Below are 18,807 nucleotides of genomic sequence, written 5' to 3' on the forward strand. Positions count from 1 at the left end.
CTTCCTCTCTCCCTCCCACCCACTCCAACTCCCCTCCCCTTCTAGTCAACTTTGACTAGAATCGAGATGTGACAGATGCGAGCAGCGATACCAGCGAGAAGACCATCCCGATCCTGCCGTGCCGCACCATCCAGCCCGTGCTCGACTTCTACGGCGCCCTCGGCTTCGAGGTGACATTCCAGCAGAAGAGCCCCAACCCCTACGCCGTCGTCGAACGCGGCGGCATCCAGCTCCAGTTCTTCGGGATGAAGCACTACGATCCGGCCGGCTCCTTCAGCACCTGCTACGTCCGGACCCATGACGTCGACGGCCTGTACGAGACCTTCAAGACCGCCCTCAAGGCGGCGTACGGGCGACTCCCGACCCGCGGACTACCGCGCATCGGACCGCTGAAGGACACCTCGTACGGCACCCGGCAGTTCCTCATGTCCGATCCGGGCGGAAACTGCCTCCGCATCGGCCAGCAGACGAGCGAGGACCCGCACCACCGCCCCGCCCCCAAGGAAACCTTCGCCCGGACCCTTCACCATGCGTCTCTCCTCGCGGACTCGAAAGAGGACTTGGCGGGAGCCGCAAAGATCATCGACCGGGCACTGGCCCTTGAGGACGAGCACCCCACGCCCGTACAACTACTGCGCCTCCTGGTCCTGCGCGCGGACACCGCCCGGCGCCTCGGCGACGAAGACAGCGCGGCGTCCGCACTGCGCAGGGCCACCGCCATCCGCCTCACCACCGAGGAACGCCACTCGGCCCACGACGACCTCATGCGCCTTGAGGAGCTGCGAGCTTAGGGACCAGCCGACGGGCCTAGAGCCTGTCCGACGAGCCTGGGGCCTGCCCGACGAGCCTGGGGCCAGCCGGCTCTGATCCACCGGACAGGCTCCTGGACGGGCCCCAGGCGCGTCACCCGTACGCATGGGTGCCGCGGCCGCCGTCCAGGACGTGCTGCCACTATGGCGGCGGCCGACCCGGACGGCTGCGTCTCAGCAGCTGAGGTTGTCGCCGGGCGTGGTCCCCAGGATCTGCACAAAGCTCTTGTAGTTGTTGATACGGCTCTGCACCTGGCCGGGATTGCCGCCGTTGCATTCCAGGGAGCCGTTGATGCTGCGAATGGTCTCGCCGAATCCGGCGCCGGTGACCATCGCCTGGTGCGGGGTCATGGTGCCCGGGCCGGTCTGGGTGTTCCAGTACCAGAGCGCGGTCTTCCAGGCGACGGCGGGATCCTGCTCCACCAGAGAGGGATTGTTCAGCAGATCGATGCCCAGCGCGTCACCCGCCGCCTTGTAGTTGAAGTTCCAGCTGAGCTGGATCGGGCCGCGCCCGTAGTAGGCGGCCTGACCGGCCGGGCATCCGTACGGCTGGGTGGCATCGCAGTAGTGGGGGTAGTTGCCGGTGTTCTGCTCCACCACATAGACGAGGCCGCCGGTTTCATGGCCCACGTTCGCGAGAAAGGCCGCGGCTTCCTGGCGCTTCACGGTATCGCTTCCGGTGTTCGCGAACTCCGGGTACGCGCTGAGCGCGGCGGTCAGGTCGCTGTAGGTGTAGAACGGATTCCGGTTCGGGAACATCTGGTTGAACTGCGCCTCGCTGACGACGAATCCCTCGGCTCGCGTCTCGACGCCGGCCGGGGCAGCGGCGCACGAGGAGGAGCAGTGCACCGTGGCTGCCGCGGTCGAGGTCGGAGCAACGAGGGCGACGCCCGCAGCCATGGCGGCGGCGCTCAGCAGCGCAGCGGTACGAGATCTCATGGCAGGACTCCTTCGAGCGCGGCCGACCTCCGGACGGGCCGGGGCACAACGGCCGCTGTGGGGGGAAGAGGAGGAATCGCCTTATGCAGCACGCCGATTGACGTGCTACCGGGCATGGGCGACCGCGCTCTACAACCATCGCAGGGCGCGGTCTAGACCAACCCCAGGCTATGGGTGGGCACTTGAGCATGTCCAGACCAATTCACTGATCCACTGGAGGCCAGGCGCCGCCCGGGCAGCGCACCGCCGACCGCACCCAACCACACCCGGCCCCGCCCGACCACCGAGAGAGCATTGCTGCGCCAGGGCCGCAAAAGACCAGGGGGAATCGGCGCACATGTGCGAGAGTGACGCGATGATGCGAACAATCGGACTGCTCGGAGGCATGAGCTGGGAGTCCACGGCGGAGTACTACCGGCTGCTCAACGAGCTGACGCGCGAGCGCCTGGGCGGCCTGCACTCATCTCGCTGCGTGCTGTACTCCGTGGACTTCGCGGAGATCGAAAAGCTGCAGGCGGCAGGCCACTGGGAACAGGCCGCCGAGATACTCGCCGAGGCGGCCAGGGCACTGGAGGCGGCCGGCGCGGACCTGCTGCTGATCTGCACCAACACCATGCACAAGGTCGCCGACCAGGTGGCCGCCGCCGTCACCATCCCCCTGCTGCACCTCGCCGACACCACTGCGGATGCGGTACGCGAAAACGGCCTGCGCCGCATCGGGCTGCTGGGCACCGCCTTCACCATGGAGCAGGATTTCTACCGCGGCCGCCTGGAAAGCCACGGACTGGAGGTGCTGGTCCCGGACGCCGCCGGTCGAGGCGCCGTCCATCAGGTGATTTACCAGGAGCTGTGCCTCGGCATCGTCCGCGAGGAATCCCGTGCGTCCTTCATGGCCGTCATCAACGACCTCGTAGCCGCGGGAGCCGAGGGCATCATCCTGGGGTGCACCGAGATCGAGCTGCTCATCGGCCCCGAACACTCCCCGGTCCCGGTCTTCCCGACCACCCGGCTGCACGCCGAAGCGGCCGTCACCCGCGCCCTCGCCGACTTCCGGGAACCCGCATGACGGCCGCCAACTCCCCGAAATCCACAGATTTTTGGGTGAAGCCGAGGTTTGAACTTACGACAGGTACGCTGACGTGGTGTCGCGCAGCGAGTTAGAACGTCTGGCCAGGATCCGGATACAGATCACCGGAGAGACGCTGGAACGTGCCATGGCCGTGCTCGGAGGGGAGCTCACCCCTCCGGAGCCGGCCCCCGAGCCCTCCCCCGCCCCCGGACACGACTCCGAACGCGAGGCCGACCGCAACCGGCAGGGAGCGCCTGAGACGGACAGCACGACGGACCCGACCAGCACGACCGACCCGGCGGGGGCGACCGATACGAGCGGCACGTCCGGTGCGACCAGCGCAGGCACCGAGACCGGCGGCGAAACCGCCGCACCCGACGCCCGCCGGAAGCCTCAGCGACGCAACCACCTTCGCGGCCTCTGATCACGATTCGCCGCAGAGCCCCCACCGCGGAGTCGAGCCTCGGCGAGCAGGCAGGCACGGCCCGGCACGGCACGGCACGTAAACCCAACAGAAACAGCTGACCGCAACCAGCCGACGACACTGCGTCACCATCGCGGACCAGCTCTCACCGCAGAACGCACCATGGCCTGGCACCGGCCGCGAACCCGGCCATGACCCATCGGACCCGCCCTGGCGCCAGGCCCACGCTCATGTGACGAGGGGCCGCGCCAGCAGCGGTGTGCTCAGTACCTGGTGCCCACCGCTGGCCAGCATGCGGACCTCGCCGCGGTCGCTGATCTCCGCGCGCACGATCCCCGACTCGTCCTCGTAGACCGGGTACCCACCCGCTCCGGCCCGCTCGGTACGCCGGACGATCACCACGTCGTCCTCCACGGCGGAAGCTTGAAATACCAGCTCATAGCGTTCCGGGTAATCCATCGGGGCCTCCCGATACTGCTCGGCAGGTGCTCGGGCGTCGCCCTCCGCCGGCGCTGCACGCGCGCCGCTGCACCTCGCTCTTCCATCGTCGCGCACGCCCGCCCGCAGCGCCTCAGGAAAGCCGTAGAACGGCTCTTCCCTGGCCAGCCCAATGTGTCCCGAGTGACCGAAGGCCCCCGGCCCCCTGCCCCGCCCTCCTCGGCACTACATCTCAGCGGGCCGCCCCAAGAGGCGCCCCAAGAGCCTCGCGACGAGAAACCTGACATTTGTCATCTGGACTTGGGATCAAGGTCGTTCCAAAGGTTGACGGCCGGCCGCCGTCCCGCCGCAAGAATCGAGGAAGCGAAGATCGAACAGCGGCCACAAGCCGTGAACTGACGGAGAAACCATGCCTGTTGCCCACTCCCCTCGCAGCCGTGTACGGCTGGCCGGAACCGCCACCGCCGCCCTCCTCACGCTGACGATTCCGACCATCGCCCCGGCCGCCGCCGCTCCCTCTCCCGCCGCGCCGACCGCGGCCGACGCGCATTCCGACACCGCGGTACGCGCCGAGCGGACCGGCCTCGACCGCGCCGCCCTGGGCTCGACGCTCAAGGCGTTCCACGACGCGGGGATGTACGGCGCCTACTCGGCGGCGCGGGACGGCTCCGAGGAGTGGCAGGGCGCGGCCGGGGTCGCCGACGTCGACACCGGGCGACCCACCACACCTCAGATGGAGCACCGCATCGGCAGCGTCACCAAGACCTTCACGGCCGTGGCCGTCCTCCAAGAAGTCGGCAAGGGACACATCGCGCTGGACGCCCCCATAGGGCGCTATCTGCCCGACCTCATCCCTGGGGACCGCGGCCGAGCCATCACCGTCCGGATGCTGCTCAACCACACCAGTGGCATCGGCGAATACAGCGGAGCGATCTTTGCGACGCCCAACAGCATGGAAGAGAACCGCTTCCGCAATTTCGCCCCCGATGAGCTGGCTCGACTCGGCCTCAAGGCAAAGCCGTTGGGCAAGCCGGGCGAGGCCCACCACTACTCCAACACCAATTACGTGATCGCGGGCCTCCTGCTGCAGAAGGTCACCGGCAAGGCACCGGAGGCGTACATCACCCAGCACGTCCTCCGGAAGGCCGGGCTGCAGCACACCTACTTCCCCCAGACTCCGTACATCACCGGCCCGCACGCCAAGATGTACGAGGCCGCGTACGGCGGATACAACCCGCCGCGCGACTTCAGCGTCTACCACCCGTCCTGGGCCAGCACGGCCGGTGCGCTCATCTCGACGATGCCTGATCTGAATCGCTTCTATCGCGCACTGCTGGGCGGCGAACTACTCGCCCCGACCCAGCTGCGCCAGATGAAGACCACAGTGCCGATCGAGGGCAGTCGGGCGCGCTACGGCCTGGGCCTGCTCTGGACGCAGACGCCGTGCGGCGAGTTCTGGGGGCACAACGGCCTGATGCTCGGGGCCATGACCTGGTCTCTGTCCAGCGCGGACGGTCGCCGTCAGGTTTCCCTCGGCTTCAATTTGTCGCGCTATCAGAAGCTGGACGGAAACAACGTTCCCCAGAACGGCCCGATAGACGACGCCATGAACACGCATCTCGCCCAGGGGGCGTGCGGAAGCAAAGCCACGCGACAGCCGGGAACAACCCCTGGCACCGGGGCGGCCAGCGATCCCTCCCGCCTCGCACGTCTCTCGCTCCAGACGCCTACGCAGGATCTGCAGCACTCTGCCCACCGGGGCTAACCGCACTGAACGCCCTGAACGCCAGGCCCAAGCCGTCGAGTGCCCCGCTCCCGTGCGCTGTCACGGGAGCGGGGCGGGTCCGAGTAGCGCCAGCAGCTCGGATAGTTACGGAACCACGGTACGGGTCACCACTGACAACGGCGGCTCCAAGGCAGCGGCGATCCGCTTCCCGGACCGTGCGGGAACGCCACAATGGAGGGAGGTCAGGAGCACAGACCTCACCCGATCGGAGTACTCCGTACTCCCCGCCATCGCACCGGAGGGAACGCGTGACCACGAGACCTCGTTTTTCGCTGGCGACGGTGGTCCTGGACTGCCTGGATGCTCACACGCTCGCCGACTTCTACCGTCGGCTGCTGGGCTGGAAGGTGAAATACAGTGAACCGGACTGGGTGTTGCTCGGCTGTCCGGACGGCGGAACGGGCCTCTCCTTCCAGTCCGAGCCGGGATATCAGGCACCGGTGTGGCCCGAACGGGTCGCCGAGCAACAGAAGATGCTGCATCTCGACATACGTGTCGACGACCTCGCCGAGGCCGAGGCGTACGCGGTGGCGATGGGCGCGACCCGAGCCGAGTTCCAGCCGCAGGACGATGTCCGTGTGCTCTTCGATCCGGCGGGGCACCCCTTCTGCCTGTTCCTCCACTGAGGCCGTTCCCGAGGCACCGAACGCGGAGCGTGTGGGAATGGACACATGCAGACAGCGAGGAGACGTTTAGGGACGATGGTCCTTGCTGGTCAGGGAGTTGTCGTGGCGTCGGGGCAGCGCCAAAGGCGAAGACGGTGGGCTTGGGGCCGTGCATGCCGGGAGGCGATGTCAGTGTCTGCCCCTAACATTGCTCATATGTCCCCAACTCCTCCTGCCCATACGGGCGTGCCTGTTCCTGCTGCCGAAGCGAACGAATCGATTCGGCGTTTCGTACGCGCCCGGCGCGGTCTGGCGTGGACGGCACAGGACATGGCGGAGTATGCGGTGCTGCTGGAGATCTGGACGCTGGCCGTACGCTCCGAGGTCGTGGAGGCGGCATAGCGGATCCGATGGATCAAGTCGGCCGCGTCCGCCCGAGCTCCGATATCTCCCTCAGGCATCGCCCGCACGCATCGCCCTGAATCCGGGCATGCAGATGCATGTCATGCCAGCCGTCCGCATGCCGAAGCGCACTGCGCCGAGTCCCTTCGAGCGCAAAGCCGGCCTTGTCTCACCGTTCCGCCGTCCCCCTCTGGGTGGGCGTGCCGCGGCGGGTGGGTCTGCGCGGTCGGCCCGGTCCGGTGGCGGTCCGCTCGGGCCGGGCGTCCACCAGGTCACGGACGAGGGCGTGGTGCGGGGAGAGTCGGCAGGCGGGATCGGTGGCCGCGGCGTCGCCGGTGAGCGCGAAGGCCTGGCAGCGGCAGCCGCCGAAGTCCTTCTCGCGCAGGTCACAGCTGCGGCACGGGTCGTGCATCCACTCCGTCCCCCGGTAACGCTGGAAGGCCGGTGACCGGTCCCAGATCCACTCCAGGCGGTGATCGCGGACGTTGGGGGCACCGAGGTCGGGGATCGAGGCGGCGGCCGGGCAGGGCAGCGCTGTGCCGTCGGGAGCGACGGTGAGCGAGAGAGCGCCCCAACCGCCCATACAGGGCTTGGCCTTGCCGTCGAAGTAGTCGGGGACGACCCAGATCAGTTCGAGCCTGCCGGCGAGCTCCGTACGTCGGAGCCGTACGGTCCGCTGTGCGCGATCGAGCTGCTCGCGGGAGGGCAGCAGCTCGGCGCGGTTGTGCAACGCCCAGCCGTAGAACTGGGTGTTGGCGAGCTCGATGCGGTCCGCTCCCCAGGCGGGGCCGAGATCGATCAGCGCGTCCAGCGCATCGAGGTTGTGGCGGTGCAGTACGACATTGAGGCCGAGGGGCAGTCCGGCGTCCCGGACCAGGGCGGCGGCCCGCTCCTTGGCGGCGAAGGAACGGCGTCCGGCGATCAGGTCGGAGGCGCTCGGTTCGGCATGCTGGACGGAGAGCTGCACACTGCGCAGCCCGGCATCGACGAGCCGGCCGAGCCGGGCCCGGGTGAGGCCGACGCCGCTGGTGATGAGCTGGGTGTGGATCCCGGCGCCGTCGGCCGCCGCGACGATCGCATCGAGGTCGGCGCGCAGCATCGGTTCGCCGCCGGAAAGGTGTGCGCTGACCACTCCGATGTCAGCGGCCTGCCGGACTACGTCCTCCCACTGCGTGGTCGTCAACTCGGCTTGCTTCCGTACGAGTTCGAGGGGATTGGAGCAGTAGGTGCAGTGCAGCGGGCAGCCGTGGGTGAGTTCGGCGAGCAGGGCCCAGGGGCGCGGCGGCGGAGGCGGGGACGGGGCCGTACGGGACGGGCGCACCGGCTCCGGATCCGGCCCGGACGTACTGGTCACCGCAGCCACCCTTCGTCTCGTATTCGCCCGAGGAATTCCGGCACTTCGGCCGACACCGGCGCGTCCGGATACCGGCGGCTCAGCTGCGTGACGATCGCTGGTACGTCGTGCCGGCCGTCGCACAGCCGCAGCACGTCGCCCGCGCTCCCTTCCAGGACCACGACGCGTTCGGGGAGAAGCAGCAGATCGGTGCCGCGTACCCGGTCATGGCGCAGATGGACGCCGGGAGCAAGCTCCGGGCACCAACGTGTCATGGCCCCTCACCGCGCTCGACCGCGTCCAGCAGCGCCCACAGCACCTGGCATTTGAACGTCAGCGCGGCGACCGCCAGGTCCTGCTCGGTCTCCGTACGCGCCCAGTCCAGCACCAGCGCCAGCGCCTCCTTGCTGTCCCGTCGTCCCTGGCTCTGCCGGCCACGGAAATAGGCCAGACCGTCGGCCTCGATCCAGGGGTAGTGCTTCTCGAAGGCGTCGATGCGGGTGCGCATGATGTCCGGCGCGGACAGTTCGGTGAGTGAGGCCGCGACCGCTTCCAGCGGCGAGCGCAGCCGGCAGAAGTTGACGTAGCCGTCGACGGCGAGTCGGACCCCCGGCAGGACACCGGCCTCGTCCAGGAGCAGCGGCCGGTCGAGTCCGGCCGCGTCACCGAGCCGCAGCCAGCGCTCGATACCGCCCTCGCCTTCCTGCTGCCCGTCATGGTCCTGGATCCGGCGCAGCCACATCCGGCGCAGTTCGGGGGTGTGCAGCTTCGCCAGGATCAGGGCGTCCTTGATGGGGATTGGCGCTGGTAGTGGAATCGGTTGCGGATCCACCGGCGCAGCTCCTCGGGTGTCAACTCGCCCTGGTGCATCCGCAGGTTGAAGGGGTGGCGGTCGTGGTAGCTGTCGCGGGCCACGCCTCGCAGTCGCTCCTCGAACGCGTGCTCATAGGTCGATCTCCATGCCTTCCGCGGCCACCGCGAGCCCCAGCTCCGCCAGCTGCTTGTGCTGTGGCGCGGCGGGGTCGACGAGCGGGTTGGTGTTGTTGAGGTGGGTGTAGAGGCAGCAGGCGGCGAGCGGGGCCAGGCGGACGGCGGTGCCGTCCGGTCCGTCGATGGGCAGATGCCCCATACCCTGCGCGGTGCGTGGGGAGAACCCACTGCGACGAGGTTCGTCGTCCCAGAAGGTGCCGTCGACAAGGACGACATCGGCACCGGCCAGCGCCGTGTGGAACGCCTCGGGCCAGGCGGCGAGGGCCGGGGCGTAGAGCACGGTGCCCTCGGTCCGGCGGTCGTGCAACCGGATGGCGACGACCCACGGGTCGTTGCCGCGGTGCTTGTCACGGTGGTCGGCGCGGGACTTGGCGGGGTTCTGGTCACCGCCCGTGTCACGAGCGGCGTACCGGGGCCGCTTCGCGGAGAGCGGGATGGCGCTGATCTCGACGTCGGAGCCCTCGCTCAGCGGTACGGGCGCGGAACCCAACTGCCGCCATTCGAGGCGGATATAGGGGGTGAGAACGTCATCGAGGTGCGCACGGTCGCGTAATGCGGCACGGACCGGTCCGGTGGCGAGCACTTCGATCCGGTCGGCCTCCCGGAGCCGTGCGATGCCGAGCGTGTGGTCGAGTTCGGCATCGGTGAGCGCGATTCCCGCCACCGGGGTCCGACGCGCTGCGGGGCCCGGGTGGAGGGCGGGAGTGCTCTCCATCTGGTCGGCGATGTCGGGGGTGGCGTTGATCAGATACCAGCGGTCGTCGTCGGCTCGTACGGCGAGCGAGGCGTGTCGGCGGCGCCGATCGGGGTGGGCGCGCGCCCCGGAACACCCGGGGCACGCACAGTTCCACTGCGGCACGCCGCCACCCGCCGCGGTGCCGAGCACCTGCAGCAGCACGGCGGGGCGGTCAGCGGGTGGTGAGGGAATAGGCGGTGACTTCGAGCGCGGTCTCGATGACCGCATAGCCCGGCTTCCGCCAGACGTCGGCCGACTCGCGGCGCGCCGCAACGGGCCGCAGGGTAGCCCCACTCACAGCGGTTTCGCCCAAAGTGGTTTCACTCATATGGACGTCATTCCCCGTCACGTCATCCGAGACGGCCTCATTGATGCGGGATTTCATGCCGATTCCAGCCTTTCGTAGGGACGCGGGGCGTGGAAGTGTGCGGGGTGTCGGGCGCCGAGGCACAGCCGAGGGACAGTAGCCATTGCTCGCCACGCTAGAGGGAACGGAACGGGGAACGCGCGCTTCGTTCACCAACGGTTCCAGGGGCGCCGGCCGTTGACGGATCGTTGACCACGTGGCGTCGTGTTGCCTCGTGACGTTCCTTGTGTTGCCTTGCAGAATCCTCAGCCACCGGGCCACGGTCAAGGGCGGGACGCAAAAATGATCCGACCTATGGGGCGGTTACGCGGTCCCCCAAGAGTCTCAGCAGCCGAAACTCCGCTGCTCATTACGCGAATCTGCGGAATACGCCCACCCGTCAAGGATCTTTGACCCCCAACTCCGCTCTCCGCAATTGGCCCGCCATGGGGATACCTCCCACGTCCCCATACCTTGACCCCACCCCCCAAGCGCAGTACTTTCCGGAGTCCCCCGAACCAACAGGAAACTTTCCTATCAGCCCGGCGCCGCTGATGCTCGTCCGTTCGCCCGAGGGAACGCCCCATCGCATCTCCCCGACCGGAGGACCCCCCATGCGCATTCGCACCAGAGCCGCGCGCCGCGCCGCACTGACCGCCGTCGCCGCTACCGCCCTGGCCGCCGGACTCCTCACCTCGGCCGCAGGTACGGGCGACGCCGCCGGCTACTCCGTACGCGCCTCCGAGCCCGGCACCCCTCGAACCGTGTCGGCGGGCTGGTCCATCCCCTGGGGCCTGAGCTGGCTGCCCGACGGCTCCGCCCTGATCACCGAGCGCGAATCGTTCAAGGTCTTCACGCTCACCCAGGACGGCACGAAGACGGAGATCGGCGAGGTTCCCGACGTCGTGACCACGGGCGGTGAGGGCGGACTGCTGAGCATCGCCGTATCGCCGTCGTGGCAGACCGACCACTACGTGTACGTGATGCACACCGCCTCCGAAGGCAACCGCATCGCTCGCCTGACCTTCGACGGCAGCACTCTGGGCGACTACACGGTGCTGGTGGACGGTATCGAGAAGAACAGGTACCACAATGGCGGGCGCATCAAATTCGGCCCCGACGGCTATCTCTACGCCACCACGGGCGATGCCCAGGCATCCGACCTCGCCCAGGACAAGAATTCCCTCAACGGCAAGATCCTCCGGATGACCCCCGACGGCAAACCGGCCCCCGGCAACCCCTTCGACTCGCTGATCTACTCCTACGGCCACCGCAACCCGCAGGGCATCACCTGGGACGCCCAAGGACGGCTGTGGGAAGGCGAACTGGGCAACACCACATACGACGAGCTGAACCTCATCGAGCCGGGTGAGAACTATGGCTGGCCGAAGTGCGAGGGCGAGTGCTCCCTCCCCGGTATGACCAACCCGAAGCGTCAGTGGCCGGTCGCGGAGGCGTCACCCAGCGCGGTCGCGTACGCCGACGGGGCGATCTACATGGCCGCGCTGCGGGGCGAACGCCTGTGGCGTATCCCCGTCGACGGGACGACCGCCGGCACCCCCAAGGCGTACTACACCAACGACTACGGGCGGCTGCGTACGGTCGAGTCCGTCCCCGGCACGACCTCCCTGTGGTTGACCACCACCAACGCCGACAACAACGGGGACGGCGGGCCGGGCTCGGACAAGGTGTTCCAGGTCGACCTGAATTGACATCCTCGCCCACCTAAAGGTGGGCGATTCCCGTCTGCCGCACCGTTGCGGGCGCGGCTCCGGTTGGATTCCTGCTTCACCGCGCTGCGCCGGAACACGTTCCGGTCTTACCTGCGCTCGACAGGCTGTCACCGCCAGTCCGGCGGCCTTGGCGACGTTGACCGCCGCGTTGACGTCCCGGTCCAGGACAGCCCCGCATGCGCCGCGGGTCCAGGCGCGTACGCATAGCGGCTTGGGGCAGTCCTTGACGCCGCACGACGAGCACTTGGCCAGGCGCGCACGGGCGAGTCCTTCAACCGCCAGCTCTTCCACCGCAACCGCTTGGTTATCGCGTATCAGCTTGGTGGAGAGCTGGTGGTGGAACTCGCGTCGTGCGTCTGCTACCCGTGCGTGAGCGCGGGGGCGGCGGCCCCACTGGTCCGGCTCGTACTTCGTCAAAAGCTGCGGCGTTAAGGGGCGGCGGCCGGCCACCGTGACGTCCGTTTCCCGCCAGCCGTGGCGCCGTCGAAGCCGCAGACTCATAGAGCGGCAGCAACACAGGCCACAGCAGCAGGCGCAGGCACGAGCGAAGACTCGCGTACGAGGCCGCACGAACAACGACGTAAGCACACGGCGTACGCGCCACGGCATGCGAGCACAGGCGCGCAAACAAGGACCCATCATGCTCTCTCCTCTCCTCCCCCTCGCGGAGGCGTCCGCGTACGGCGACCTCCCCTCCCCCGGCCCGCATCGCGATGCCGAACTGCGCACTCTGCTGGGCCTGTTGACCGCTCCGCGTACCCGGATCAGCACGGTGGTCGTCGGCCACAGCCGGGACGCGGCGTCCCGATCCGCAGCCGCGGCGTTCATCGAGGCGTGGCGTACGACGGGCGGTCGCACGGTTCTCGCCAGGGTTGACTGGCCGGAGACCGCCGCGTCCTGGTTGCGGGCGGCCGTGCGCTTCACTGCCGAGGAGCCGGACGCCTGGGTGGTGGCCGCCGCCCCGCTCGGTTGGGTCCAAATGAGTCGTCGGCTCCGCCACAGCACCCACTGGGACCCGGCCCGCACCTACGGCTTCGCCTCGCTCGGGGACTCCCGCCTCCCCGCGCTCGCCGGCCCGGCAACGCTGCAGGGCATGCGCGGGGCCACGGCCGACGGAGCACTCTGGACCATCGACCGTGGCTGGGGCACCCACCAGGTCCCGGCGCCGTCAGCCGACCACCCCAGCCGTGGCACGCTGTAGATGTATTGAGGCAGCGCGAATCAGCGGTCTCGTGAATTGGCGATGGCGCGACGAGGCAGGAGCAGATGAGCACGCCCCTTCCCGGTTTCGAGGGCTTCACCACGGCGGCGGAGCAGCCCGACGCGCCCGTACGGACAGCGGTCCGCACGCCGACCATACGGGCCGGGGCCGCCGGGAACTCGCCCCCGGCGCCGTGCACGTCCCCGGCTGGCTCTCCCTGACCCGGCAGCGCGAGCTGGTCACCGCCTGCCGTGACTGGGCGCGCGGCCCAGCCCCGATCCGCCACACCAAGCTCCCGCGCGGAGGCGTGATGTCCGTCCAGACGGTGTGCATCGGCTGGCACTGGCAGCCGTACGCGTACACCCGCACCGCCGACGACGTGAACGGCGCCCGGGTCGCCGAGTTCCCGGACTGGATGGTCGAGCTGGGCCGCCGGGCACTGGTCGAGGCATACCAGGACGCCACCGCCGGGGACGCCTACACACCGGACACCGCGCTGATCAACTTCTACGACGGCCAAGCGAAGCTCGGAATGCACCAGGACAAGGAGGAGCGCTCCAGCGCGCCGGTGGTCTCCCTCAGCATCGGCGACACCTGCGTCTTCCGGTTCGGCAACACCGAAACCCGCACCAAGCCGTACACCGATATCGAGCTGGCCTCCGGCGATCTCTTCGTCTTCGGCGGCCCGTCCCGCTTCGCGTACCACGGCGTGCCCAAGGTCCGCCCCGGCACCGGCGACCCGGCAACCGGGCTGAGCAGCGGCCGCCTCAACATCACCATGCGGGTGACCGGGCTCGCCGGCTGACGCCGGCAGCTCCTACCGGCGGTGTCAGCGGAGAGCTCTCACCGGCGGTGTCGGCCGACAGCTCTCTCCGACGTTGTCAGTGCCAGGAGGCACACTGGACTCATGTGCCGCAGCATCAAGACACTCCGTCCACCCGCCACCCCCGCGGTCACCGACGAGGACATCCGGGCCGCAGCCCTGCAGTACGTCCGCAAGGTCTCCGGATTCCGCGCCCCCGCCGCACACAACCGCGCGGTGTTCGATGACGCCGTGGACGCCGTGGCGGCCGCGACCCGGGAACTCCTCGACGGCCTGCAGATCCGTGGCTCCTCCGCCGCCGCCCGTCAGCACTCCCCCTGAAAGGCGGCGCCACCCGCACGGGCAGCGAGTCCCCTGCGGGGCAGTGACCACTCCGGGACAAGATCACCGCAAGCCAGCGCCACAGCGCCCCCGCCCCGCCTCTCGCCTGCCCTCACCACTCCACCAGCGCCTGCACCGGTAGGTGATCGCTCGGAAACTGACCGTGCGCGGAGTAGGTATTGATCGTCGCCCGCCTCGTACGCACTCCCGGCGAGGTGAGGATCCAGTCGATGCGGTCCCCGTCCCGCACCAGCGGCCGGTATCCGTGAAACGTGGCGTACTGGGTGCTGCGCTCGTCCGCCGTGTCCCAGCTGTCGACGAGCGCCCCGCCATTGAGCATCGCCTCGTACACCGGGTTCTTGTGCGCTGGGACATTGAAGTCACCCGTGACGATCCGGGGCAGGGCGGCATCCAGCCCGCCCAGCCGCTGCGTGATCAGACCGGCGGACCGCTCGCGCGAGTACTGATTCAGATGATCGAGATGCGTATTGAGCGCATAGAACTCGCTGCCCGTCCGCAGATCCCGGAACCGCACCCAGGTCGCCATCCGGATGACGGTGTTTCCCCAGGTCGCCGACGCGATCAGATAGGGCGTGTCGGACAGCCAGAAGTGGTCGTACTCGACCGGGGCCAGCCGCCGCACATCGTAGAAGACCGCCGCGAACTCGTCCTTGCTCCCGCCTCCTCGCCCCGTCCCCACCCAGTCGTACTGCGGCCCGAGATCCGCTGCGATGTCACGCAGCTGTCCGTACAGCCCCTCCTGGGTACCGAGCAGGTGCGGGGCCTCGTGACGCAGCAGGGACCGCATCACGGGCCGGCGCTCGGCCCAGGAGTTCGGCCGACTGTCCGAGGCGTACCGCAGATTGAAGGTCATCACCCGCAGCGGCCGCCCGCCGTCGGCGGCGGCGTACGCGGTCCCCGACCCGTACGCCGCCACCATCGGCCCGGCAGCCGCCGTAGCGGCCACGGCCCGCAACGCACCCCGCCGGCTGAACGGCGCGGACTCATTCGACGCGGAAGCGAGACCAGTCACAGCAGCTCCAGTCAGTCGGCCAGGCAGGCATCATTCGGCTGTCCGGCCATCAAAGCCGGACACACCAACCGCCAGAGCCCCCAACCCACCCAAGGCCCCAACCCCGACAGAGTCTCGGACACCCGGGCAATCCGGAAGTAGCCCGCAAGGGAACCCGCTGAGAACTCCGGGACACCTGCTGAAGCCCACCTGGGAACTACCGGCAACCTGCTGGGACTCACTCGGCCCTACCCGGAACCCGTCGCCGACCAAGGCGCCCCCGACCTGAGGGACAGCCCGCCCCGCTCCCGCTCCCGCCTTCCCCTACCGGTCGCCGGCCGGCCCCTGCCAGTCCGCGTACTGGATACGGGCGAGGTCCCGTACATCGCCGACCGCGGCCCACTCGTTCTTCCCCATCCGCGACAACGGCTTCAGCCGGGAAACCTCGGGGTGCCCGTCGACCAGCACGTCCTGCGACACCACCGCATGCACCACCCGCCCGAAGACGACGGTGGAATCCCCGATCCCGATCGTGGTGTGCACCTCGCACTCCAACGCCACCGGCGACGCCGCCACCCGCAAGGGCTTGACCCGCAAACTCGGCTCAGAATCGATGCCGGCTGCCTCGAATTCGCTCACACCGTGCGGGAAATCCGCACCTGTGTCGTTGATCTGCGCCATGAGCCCCTCCGGCGCAAAATTCACCACGAACTGTCCGGTCGCCTCGACATTGCGCAGGGTGTCCTTACGCCCGACAGAACTGAACTGCACAACGGGCGGCGCAACACTCGCGATCGAGAAGAAGGAGTGCGGGGCTAGGTTCGTAGAAGCACAATCAGGGCTGATCGTCGAGATCCAGGCGATGGGCCGCGGCACGACCACCGCGGTCAGGAGCTTGTAGAACTCGTTGCGGGACATCTCAGCAGGATCGAAGTCAATGCGCATGGTGATCAGTATCCACACGGCGGCCGCGGATCGTACAGCGGATCCACGGCACCACCAAACCCCTGAGTTCGGCGGAGAGTGCCCGGTATCGGAGCCGACGAGCACCAGGAGCCGACACCGTGTCCACCGCCCCATCCATGGCACCATCCGTCTGGGAAGACTTCGACGTCCCCGCACACGCCCGCGGCGGCCAGGTCACCCTCAACCTCCACGACCATCTGGCCGCCTACGCCCCCAAGCGCCCCGGCGCCTATCTGCGCATCTCCTCCGACCGCTTCGGCCTCGAAGCCGGTGTCGACCGCCAGCTCGAAGACGCCCAGGACACCAGGACCCGCCTGGGCTGGGGCTCGTTCGCCAAGGTCTACCGGGAGAACGACACTTCGGCCTTCAAGAAGCGCAAGGTCATCAAGCCCGACGGATCGATCGACTGGATCGTGCTGCGCCCCGAATTCCGCCAGCTCCTGGCTGACCTGGCCAACGGTGTCATCGACGGCGTGATCTTCTACGACCTCGACCGGCTGGTCCGCCAGCCCCGGGATCTCGAAGACCTCATCGACATCGTCGAATACGTCAAGCGCCCGGTCACCGGAGCAACCGGCGGGCGCATGAACCTCATCAACGACAGCGACCGCCACATGGCCCGCATGATGTGCGTGATGGCGCTCAAGTCCTCCGAGGACACCGCTCGCCGCGTAGCCCGCCAGCACCTGTCTGCCGCCCAGAACGGAACCGCCCAGGGCCGCATCGCTTACGGCTGGGTCCGCAAGGGCGAGCGCAAGGGGCAGCTCGTCTCGGACGAAGCCGACGTCGTCGTTCGGATCTTCCAGGACTTCATGTCCGGGGAATCGGCCTACAGCATCGCCAAAGCCTTCAACACCGAAGGGATCAAGCCTCCTACCGCCTCCCTGTGGTCTTCCACGATGGTCGCCAAGATGCTCCGCAATCCGCGCTACGCGGGCATGGTCTCCTACGCCGGCAAACACCGGGTCCAAGCTGCGACCGCCGGGGATGGCTGGTCACTGGTCCTCTTCGATGACGAGGGACGCCCCTTGCTCGGCTCGTGGGAACCCATCATCACCCCCAAACTCTGGTCCCAGGTCCAGTTCGAATGGCAATGCCGCCGCCAGAAGGCCGGCATCAAGCCCGGCGCGGCCGGCACCGCACCGGTCAATAAGTACTTCCTCTCCGGAATCCTGCGATGCAGCAAATGCCATCGAGGTCTGGTGGGACACCGCTATCGACGTAAGTCAGGAAAGGTGGTCCACAACTACGTCTGTCCGTCGTCTGAGCGAGGTGGCTGCGGGGGGACAGCCATCTCGGCCCCTACCGCTGACGCGGCTGTCGAGGAAGCCATGAATGCGTTCCTCCGAAAGCAGCTTCAGGCATCGTCGAACGGCTTGGATCAGTCCGCCAGCACCATTACGGCCTTGGAAGCGCGGTTGGAGCAGGAACTGGCCCGGAAGAGTGAACTCATCTGCCGTTGGTCCGAGGGTTCCTTGCATGAGGTCGATTTGACCGAGGAGGACTACTTCACCATGCTGGCGGCACTCAATCGCAAGATTTCCAGTCTCAGGGAATCGATTGCCGGCCTGGAAGGCACTCCTCCGCCGAGGGTCGCACCTGAAGAGCTCCTCGCCAATTGGACGGCGGGCTCGCTGCTTCAGAGGCGTGCGACCCTCAAGCGCTACCTGCACTCCATCACCGTGCAACCACCTCTCCCGCCCTTGGAGTTCAACCGGTCCGAGCTCGTGAAGGCGCGCCTCACGCCGCACTGGAAGACTGCCGCAGAAATAGCCACGTAAACAAGAGGCGTCCCCAGCCGATCAGCTGGGGACGCCTATCACCTCACCGCCCCATGTACTCCAAAAGCCTCCGCACTCGCATGGATTCAGCCTCCACCAGCTCCGGACTCTCTTCGAGGAACCTCTCCACCCAATCACTTTCACACTCGCCCTCCTCTCGACTGTTCGACGCAACTTCCGAATCCGCGCCCTTCACACTTTGCAACGCCCCATCACATGCCATATGAACTCCCAACCTGCAAATTTGGAGGGGTATGGGTGATCGCACAACGACCGCTCGGCCAGGGCTTCATCGTTCCCGGAGGCCGTTCGGCAGTGCACAGAAGGCAATGTAGGAAATAATCCCTTCCGCACCAAATGGCGCAGCCGCCAGCACGCAATCCCTGTGGGCGCACGACCCGCAAGGGTGCCGGCCGAGAACCTACGGATTACGAGCGTGCTAGAGATCAGCCCGCAAGCCGCGCGGTCACGAATGATCCCAATTTCCTCGACCAGGGCACATTTCCCGGTCCCGCTGTTCACGTCCCATGTTGCACGGCCCAGAGGCGTCCGCGCCCCCTTCCTCTCCCCTGGTCGCCAGGTCCTTCCGGAATAAATGCCTCCTAAGCTCGATTGTTCGTTCGCAGTGACCAAGATGAAGTCGGGGGAGGCGTATGAGCAACCTGAAGGCATTCAGGCTGAGTGGTGGGAAGGCCACGGAGATTCCGGGCTCGTCCGTAGCGCTGGAGCGCCAGTTGCAGACCCTGATCGAGGCCAACATGGAGGCGATGCTCGGCATCCGATTCCTGGCCAGCGAGTACACGACGGGCCGACACCGGGGCCGGATCGACTCTCTGGGTTTGGATGAGAACGGGACACCGGTCATCGTGGAGTTTACCGACCGCAGGTAGTCCTGCCCGTGATGTCCGTCTGGGACTGTGACCAGCGCGTCCCAGGCTTGTTTACCGACCGTGTCCGGGACGTCTGTCATGTTCTGGAGTCGGTACGGAGGACGAGTGGCACGGCATGTGGTGGTCGGGGACTTGCGGGTCCAGCAGATCGAGCGGAAGGACGGGCGGCGGTCGTGGACGATCGTGTGGCCCGAGGGGACGGT

18 protein-coding genes and 4 pseudogenes are annotated in these 18,807 nt (G+C 67.9%); 12 read left to right on the plus strand and 10 right to left on the minus strand.

Going from position 1 to position 18,807, the window contains the following annotated elements:
• Positions 1-68 precede the first annotated feature (68 nt).
• Positions 69-791, plus strand: a complete 723-nt coding sequence (locus tag ACZ5XZ_RS19875) for a bleomycin resistance protein (RefSeq protein WP_468979696.1) — start codon at positions 69-71, stop codon at positions 789-791.
• 192 nt (positions 792-983) lie between these two features.
• Here the strand turns inward: ACZ5XZ_RS19875 and ACZ5XZ_RS19880 are convergent, their stop codons facing one another.
• Positions 984-1,748: a chitinase gene (locus ACZ5XZ_RS19880; RefSeq protein ID WP_468979698.1), complete on the minus strand. Its 765-nt coding sequence runs from the start codon at positions 1,746-1,748 to the stop codon at positions 984-986.
• Positions 1,749-2,106: 358 nt separating this feature from the next.
• Between ACZ5XZ_RS19880 and ACZ5XZ_RS19885 the strand changes: the two genes are divergently transcribed.
• Complete coding sequence (locus ACZ5XZ_RS19885; protein ID WP_468979845.1) at positions 2,107-2,814, plus strand: aspartate/glutamate racemase family protein; 708 nt, start codon at positions 2,107-2,109, stop codon at positions 2,812-2,814.
• Positions 2,815-2,890: 76 nt separating this feature from the next.
• Positions 2,891-3,241 (plus strand): hypothetical protein, encoded by a 351-nt coding sequence (locus tag ACZ5XZ_RS19890; RefSeq protein WP_468979701.1) that lies wholly within the window; start codon positions 2,891-2,893, stop codon positions 3,239-3,241.
• Positions 3,242-3,469: 228 nt separating this feature from the next.
• Here the strand turns inward: ACZ5XZ_RS19890 and ACZ5XZ_RS19895 are convergent, their stop codons facing one another.
• On the minus strand, positions 3,470-3,700 hold the full coding sequence (locus ACZ5XZ_RS19895; protein ID WP_384430388.1) for a DUF6296 family protein: 231 nt from the start codon (positions 3,698-3,700) through the stop codon (positions 3,470-3,472).
• Positions 3,701-4,088: 388 nt separating this feature from the next.
• Between ACZ5XZ_RS19895 and ACZ5XZ_RS19900 the strand changes: the two genes are divergently transcribed.
• The 3 genes from ACZ5XZ_RS19900 (at position 4,089) to ACZ5XZ_RS19910 (ending at position 6,472) form a co-directional block, all read left to right on the plus strand.
• The gene (locus tag ACZ5XZ_RS19900) at positions 4,089-5,444 is read left to right on the plus strand and encodes a serine hydrolase domain-containing protein (protein WP_468979703.1); all 1,356 of its coding nucleotides are present in this window, start codon (positions 4,089-4,091) and stop codon (positions 5,442-5,444) included.
• Positions 5,445-5,713: 269 nt separating this feature from the next.
• The gene (locus tag ACZ5XZ_RS19905; RefSeq protein WP_468979705.1) at positions 5,714-6,091 is read left to right on the plus strand and encodes a VOC family protein; all 378 of its coding nucleotides are present in this window, start codon (positions 5,714-5,716) and stop codon (positions 6,089-6,091) included.
• Between the two features lie 225 nt (positions 6,092-6,316).
• The gene (locus ACZ5XZ_RS19910) at positions 6,317-6,472 is read left to right on the plus strand and encodes a hypothetical protein (RefSeq protein ID WP_468979706.1); all 156 of its coding nucleotides are present in this window, start codon (positions 6,317-6,319) and stop codon (positions 6,470-6,472) included.
• Between the two features lie 169 nt (positions 6,473-6,641).
• On the opposite strand, the gene pqqE is transcribed toward ACZ5XZ_RS19910, so the two are convergent.
• The 5 genes and pseudogenes from pqqE to pqqA form a co-directional block, all read right to left on the minus strand.
• On the minus strand, positions 6,642-7,826 hold the full coding sequence (gene pqqE, locus ACZ5XZ_RS19915; RefSeq protein WP_468979708.1) for a pyrroloquinoline quinone biosynthesis protein PqqE: 1,185 nt from the start codon (positions 7,824-7,826) through the stop codon (positions 6,642-6,644).
• Positions 7,823-8,080 (minus strand): pyrroloquinoline quinone biosynthesis peptide chaperone PqqD, encoded by a 258-nt coding sequence (gene pqqD, locus ACZ5XZ_RS19920; protein ID WP_468979710.1) that lies wholly within the window; start codon positions 8,078-8,080, stop codon positions 7,823-7,825. The genes pqqE and pqqD overlap by 4 nt, the downstream gene beginning before the upstream one ends.
• Positions 8,077-8,729 (minus strand): annotated as a pseudogene (gene pqqC, locus ACZ5XZ_RS19925) (pyrroloquinoline-quinone synthase PqqC). The gene pqqD and the pseudogene pqqC overlap by 4 nt, the downstream one beginning before the upstream one ends.
• Before the next feature lie 19 nt (positions 8,730-8,748).
• Positions 8,749-9,693 (minus strand): pyrroloquinoline quinone biosynthesis protein PqqB, encoded by a 945-nt coding sequence (pqqB, locus tag ACZ5XZ_RS19930; RefSeq protein WP_468979712.1) that lies wholly within the window; start codon positions 9,691-9,693, stop codon positions 8,749-8,751.
• Between the two features lie 10 nt (positions 9,694-9,703).
• Positions 9,704-9,775 (minus strand): annotated as a pseudogene (pqqA, locus tag ACZ5XZ_RS19935) (pyrroloquinoline quinone precursor peptide PqqA); the annotation flags it as partial.
• A 716-nt stretch (positions 9,776-10,491) separates the two neighbouring features.
• On the opposite strand from pqqA, the gene ACZ5XZ_RS19940 reads away from it, so the two are divergent.
• Positions 10,492-11,589, plus strand: coding sequence for a PQQ-dependent sugar dehydrogenase (locus tag ACZ5XZ_RS19940; RefSeq protein ID WP_468979715.1), 1,098 nt, complete (start codon positions 10,492-10,494; stop codon positions 11,587-11,589).
• A 51-nt stretch (positions 11,590-11,640) separates the two neighbouring features.
• On the opposite strand, the pseudogene ACZ5XZ_RS19945 reads toward ACZ5XZ_RS19940, so the two are convergent.
• A pseudogene (locus ACZ5XZ_RS19945) lies at positions 11,641-11,988 on the minus strand (transposase); the annotation flags it as partial.
• 262 nt (positions 11,989-12,250) lie between these two features.
• Between ACZ5XZ_RS19945 and ACZ5XZ_RS19950 the strand changes: the two are divergent.
• The 3 genes from ACZ5XZ_RS19950 (at position 12,251) to ACZ5XZ_RS19960 (ending at position 13,955) form a co-directional block, all read left to right on the plus strand.
• On the plus strand, positions 12,251-12,811 hold the full coding sequence (locus tag ACZ5XZ_RS19950) for a hypothetical protein (RefSeq protein ID WP_468979718.1): 561 nt from the start codon (positions 12,251-12,253) through the stop codon (positions 12,809-12,811).
• A gap of 193 nt (positions 12,812-13,004) precedes the next feature.
• Positions 13,005-13,616 (plus strand): alpha-ketoglutarate-dependent dioxygenase AlkB family protein, encoded by a 612-nt coding sequence (locus tag ACZ5XZ_RS19955; protein WP_468979720.1) that lies wholly within the window; start codon positions 13,005-13,007, stop codon positions 13,614-13,616.
• A gap of 102 nt (positions 13,617-13,718) precedes the next feature.
• Positions 13,719-13,955: a DUF2277 domain-containing protein gene (locus ACZ5XZ_RS19960; RefSeq protein ID WP_468979723.1), complete on the plus strand. Its 237-nt coding sequence runs from the start codon at positions 13,719-13,721 to the stop codon at positions 13,953-13,955.
• 112 nt (positions 13,956-14,067) lie between these two features.
• Here the strand turns inward: ACZ5XZ_RS19960 and ACZ5XZ_RS19965 are convergent, their stop codons facing one another.
• Positions 14,068-14,895 (minus strand): endonuclease/exonuclease/phosphatase family protein, encoded by an 828-nt coding sequence (locus ACZ5XZ_RS19965; RefSeq protein ID WP_468979847.1) that lies wholly within the window; start codon positions 14,893-14,895, stop codon positions 14,068-14,070.
• Positions 14,896-15,291: 396 nt separating this feature from the next.
• Positions 15,292-15,912, minus strand: a complete 621-nt coding sequence (locus tag ACZ5XZ_RS19970) for a flavin reductase family protein (RefSeq protein WP_468979724.1) — start codon at positions 15,910-15,912, stop codon at positions 15,292-15,294.
• 119 nt (positions 15,913-16,031) lie between these two features.
• On the opposite strand from ACZ5XZ_RS19970, the gene ACZ5XZ_RS19975 reads away from it, so the two are divergent.
• Both ACZ5XZ_RS19975 and ACZ5XZ_RS19980 read left to right on the plus strand, forming a co-directional pair.
• Complete coding sequence (locus ACZ5XZ_RS19975) at positions 16,032-17,714, plus strand: recombinase family protein (protein WP_468979725.1); 1,683 nt, start codon at positions 16,032-16,034, stop codon at positions 17,712-17,714.
• Between the two features lie 653 nt (positions 17,715-18,367).
• Positions 18,368-18,589 (plus strand): annotated as a pseudogene (locus ACZ5XZ_RS19980) (DUF5655 domain-containing protein); the annotation flags it as partial.
• Positions 18,590-18,807: the final 218 nt, after the last annotated feature.

This window comes from Streptomyces sp. NPDC033270 (assembly GCF_055576575.1).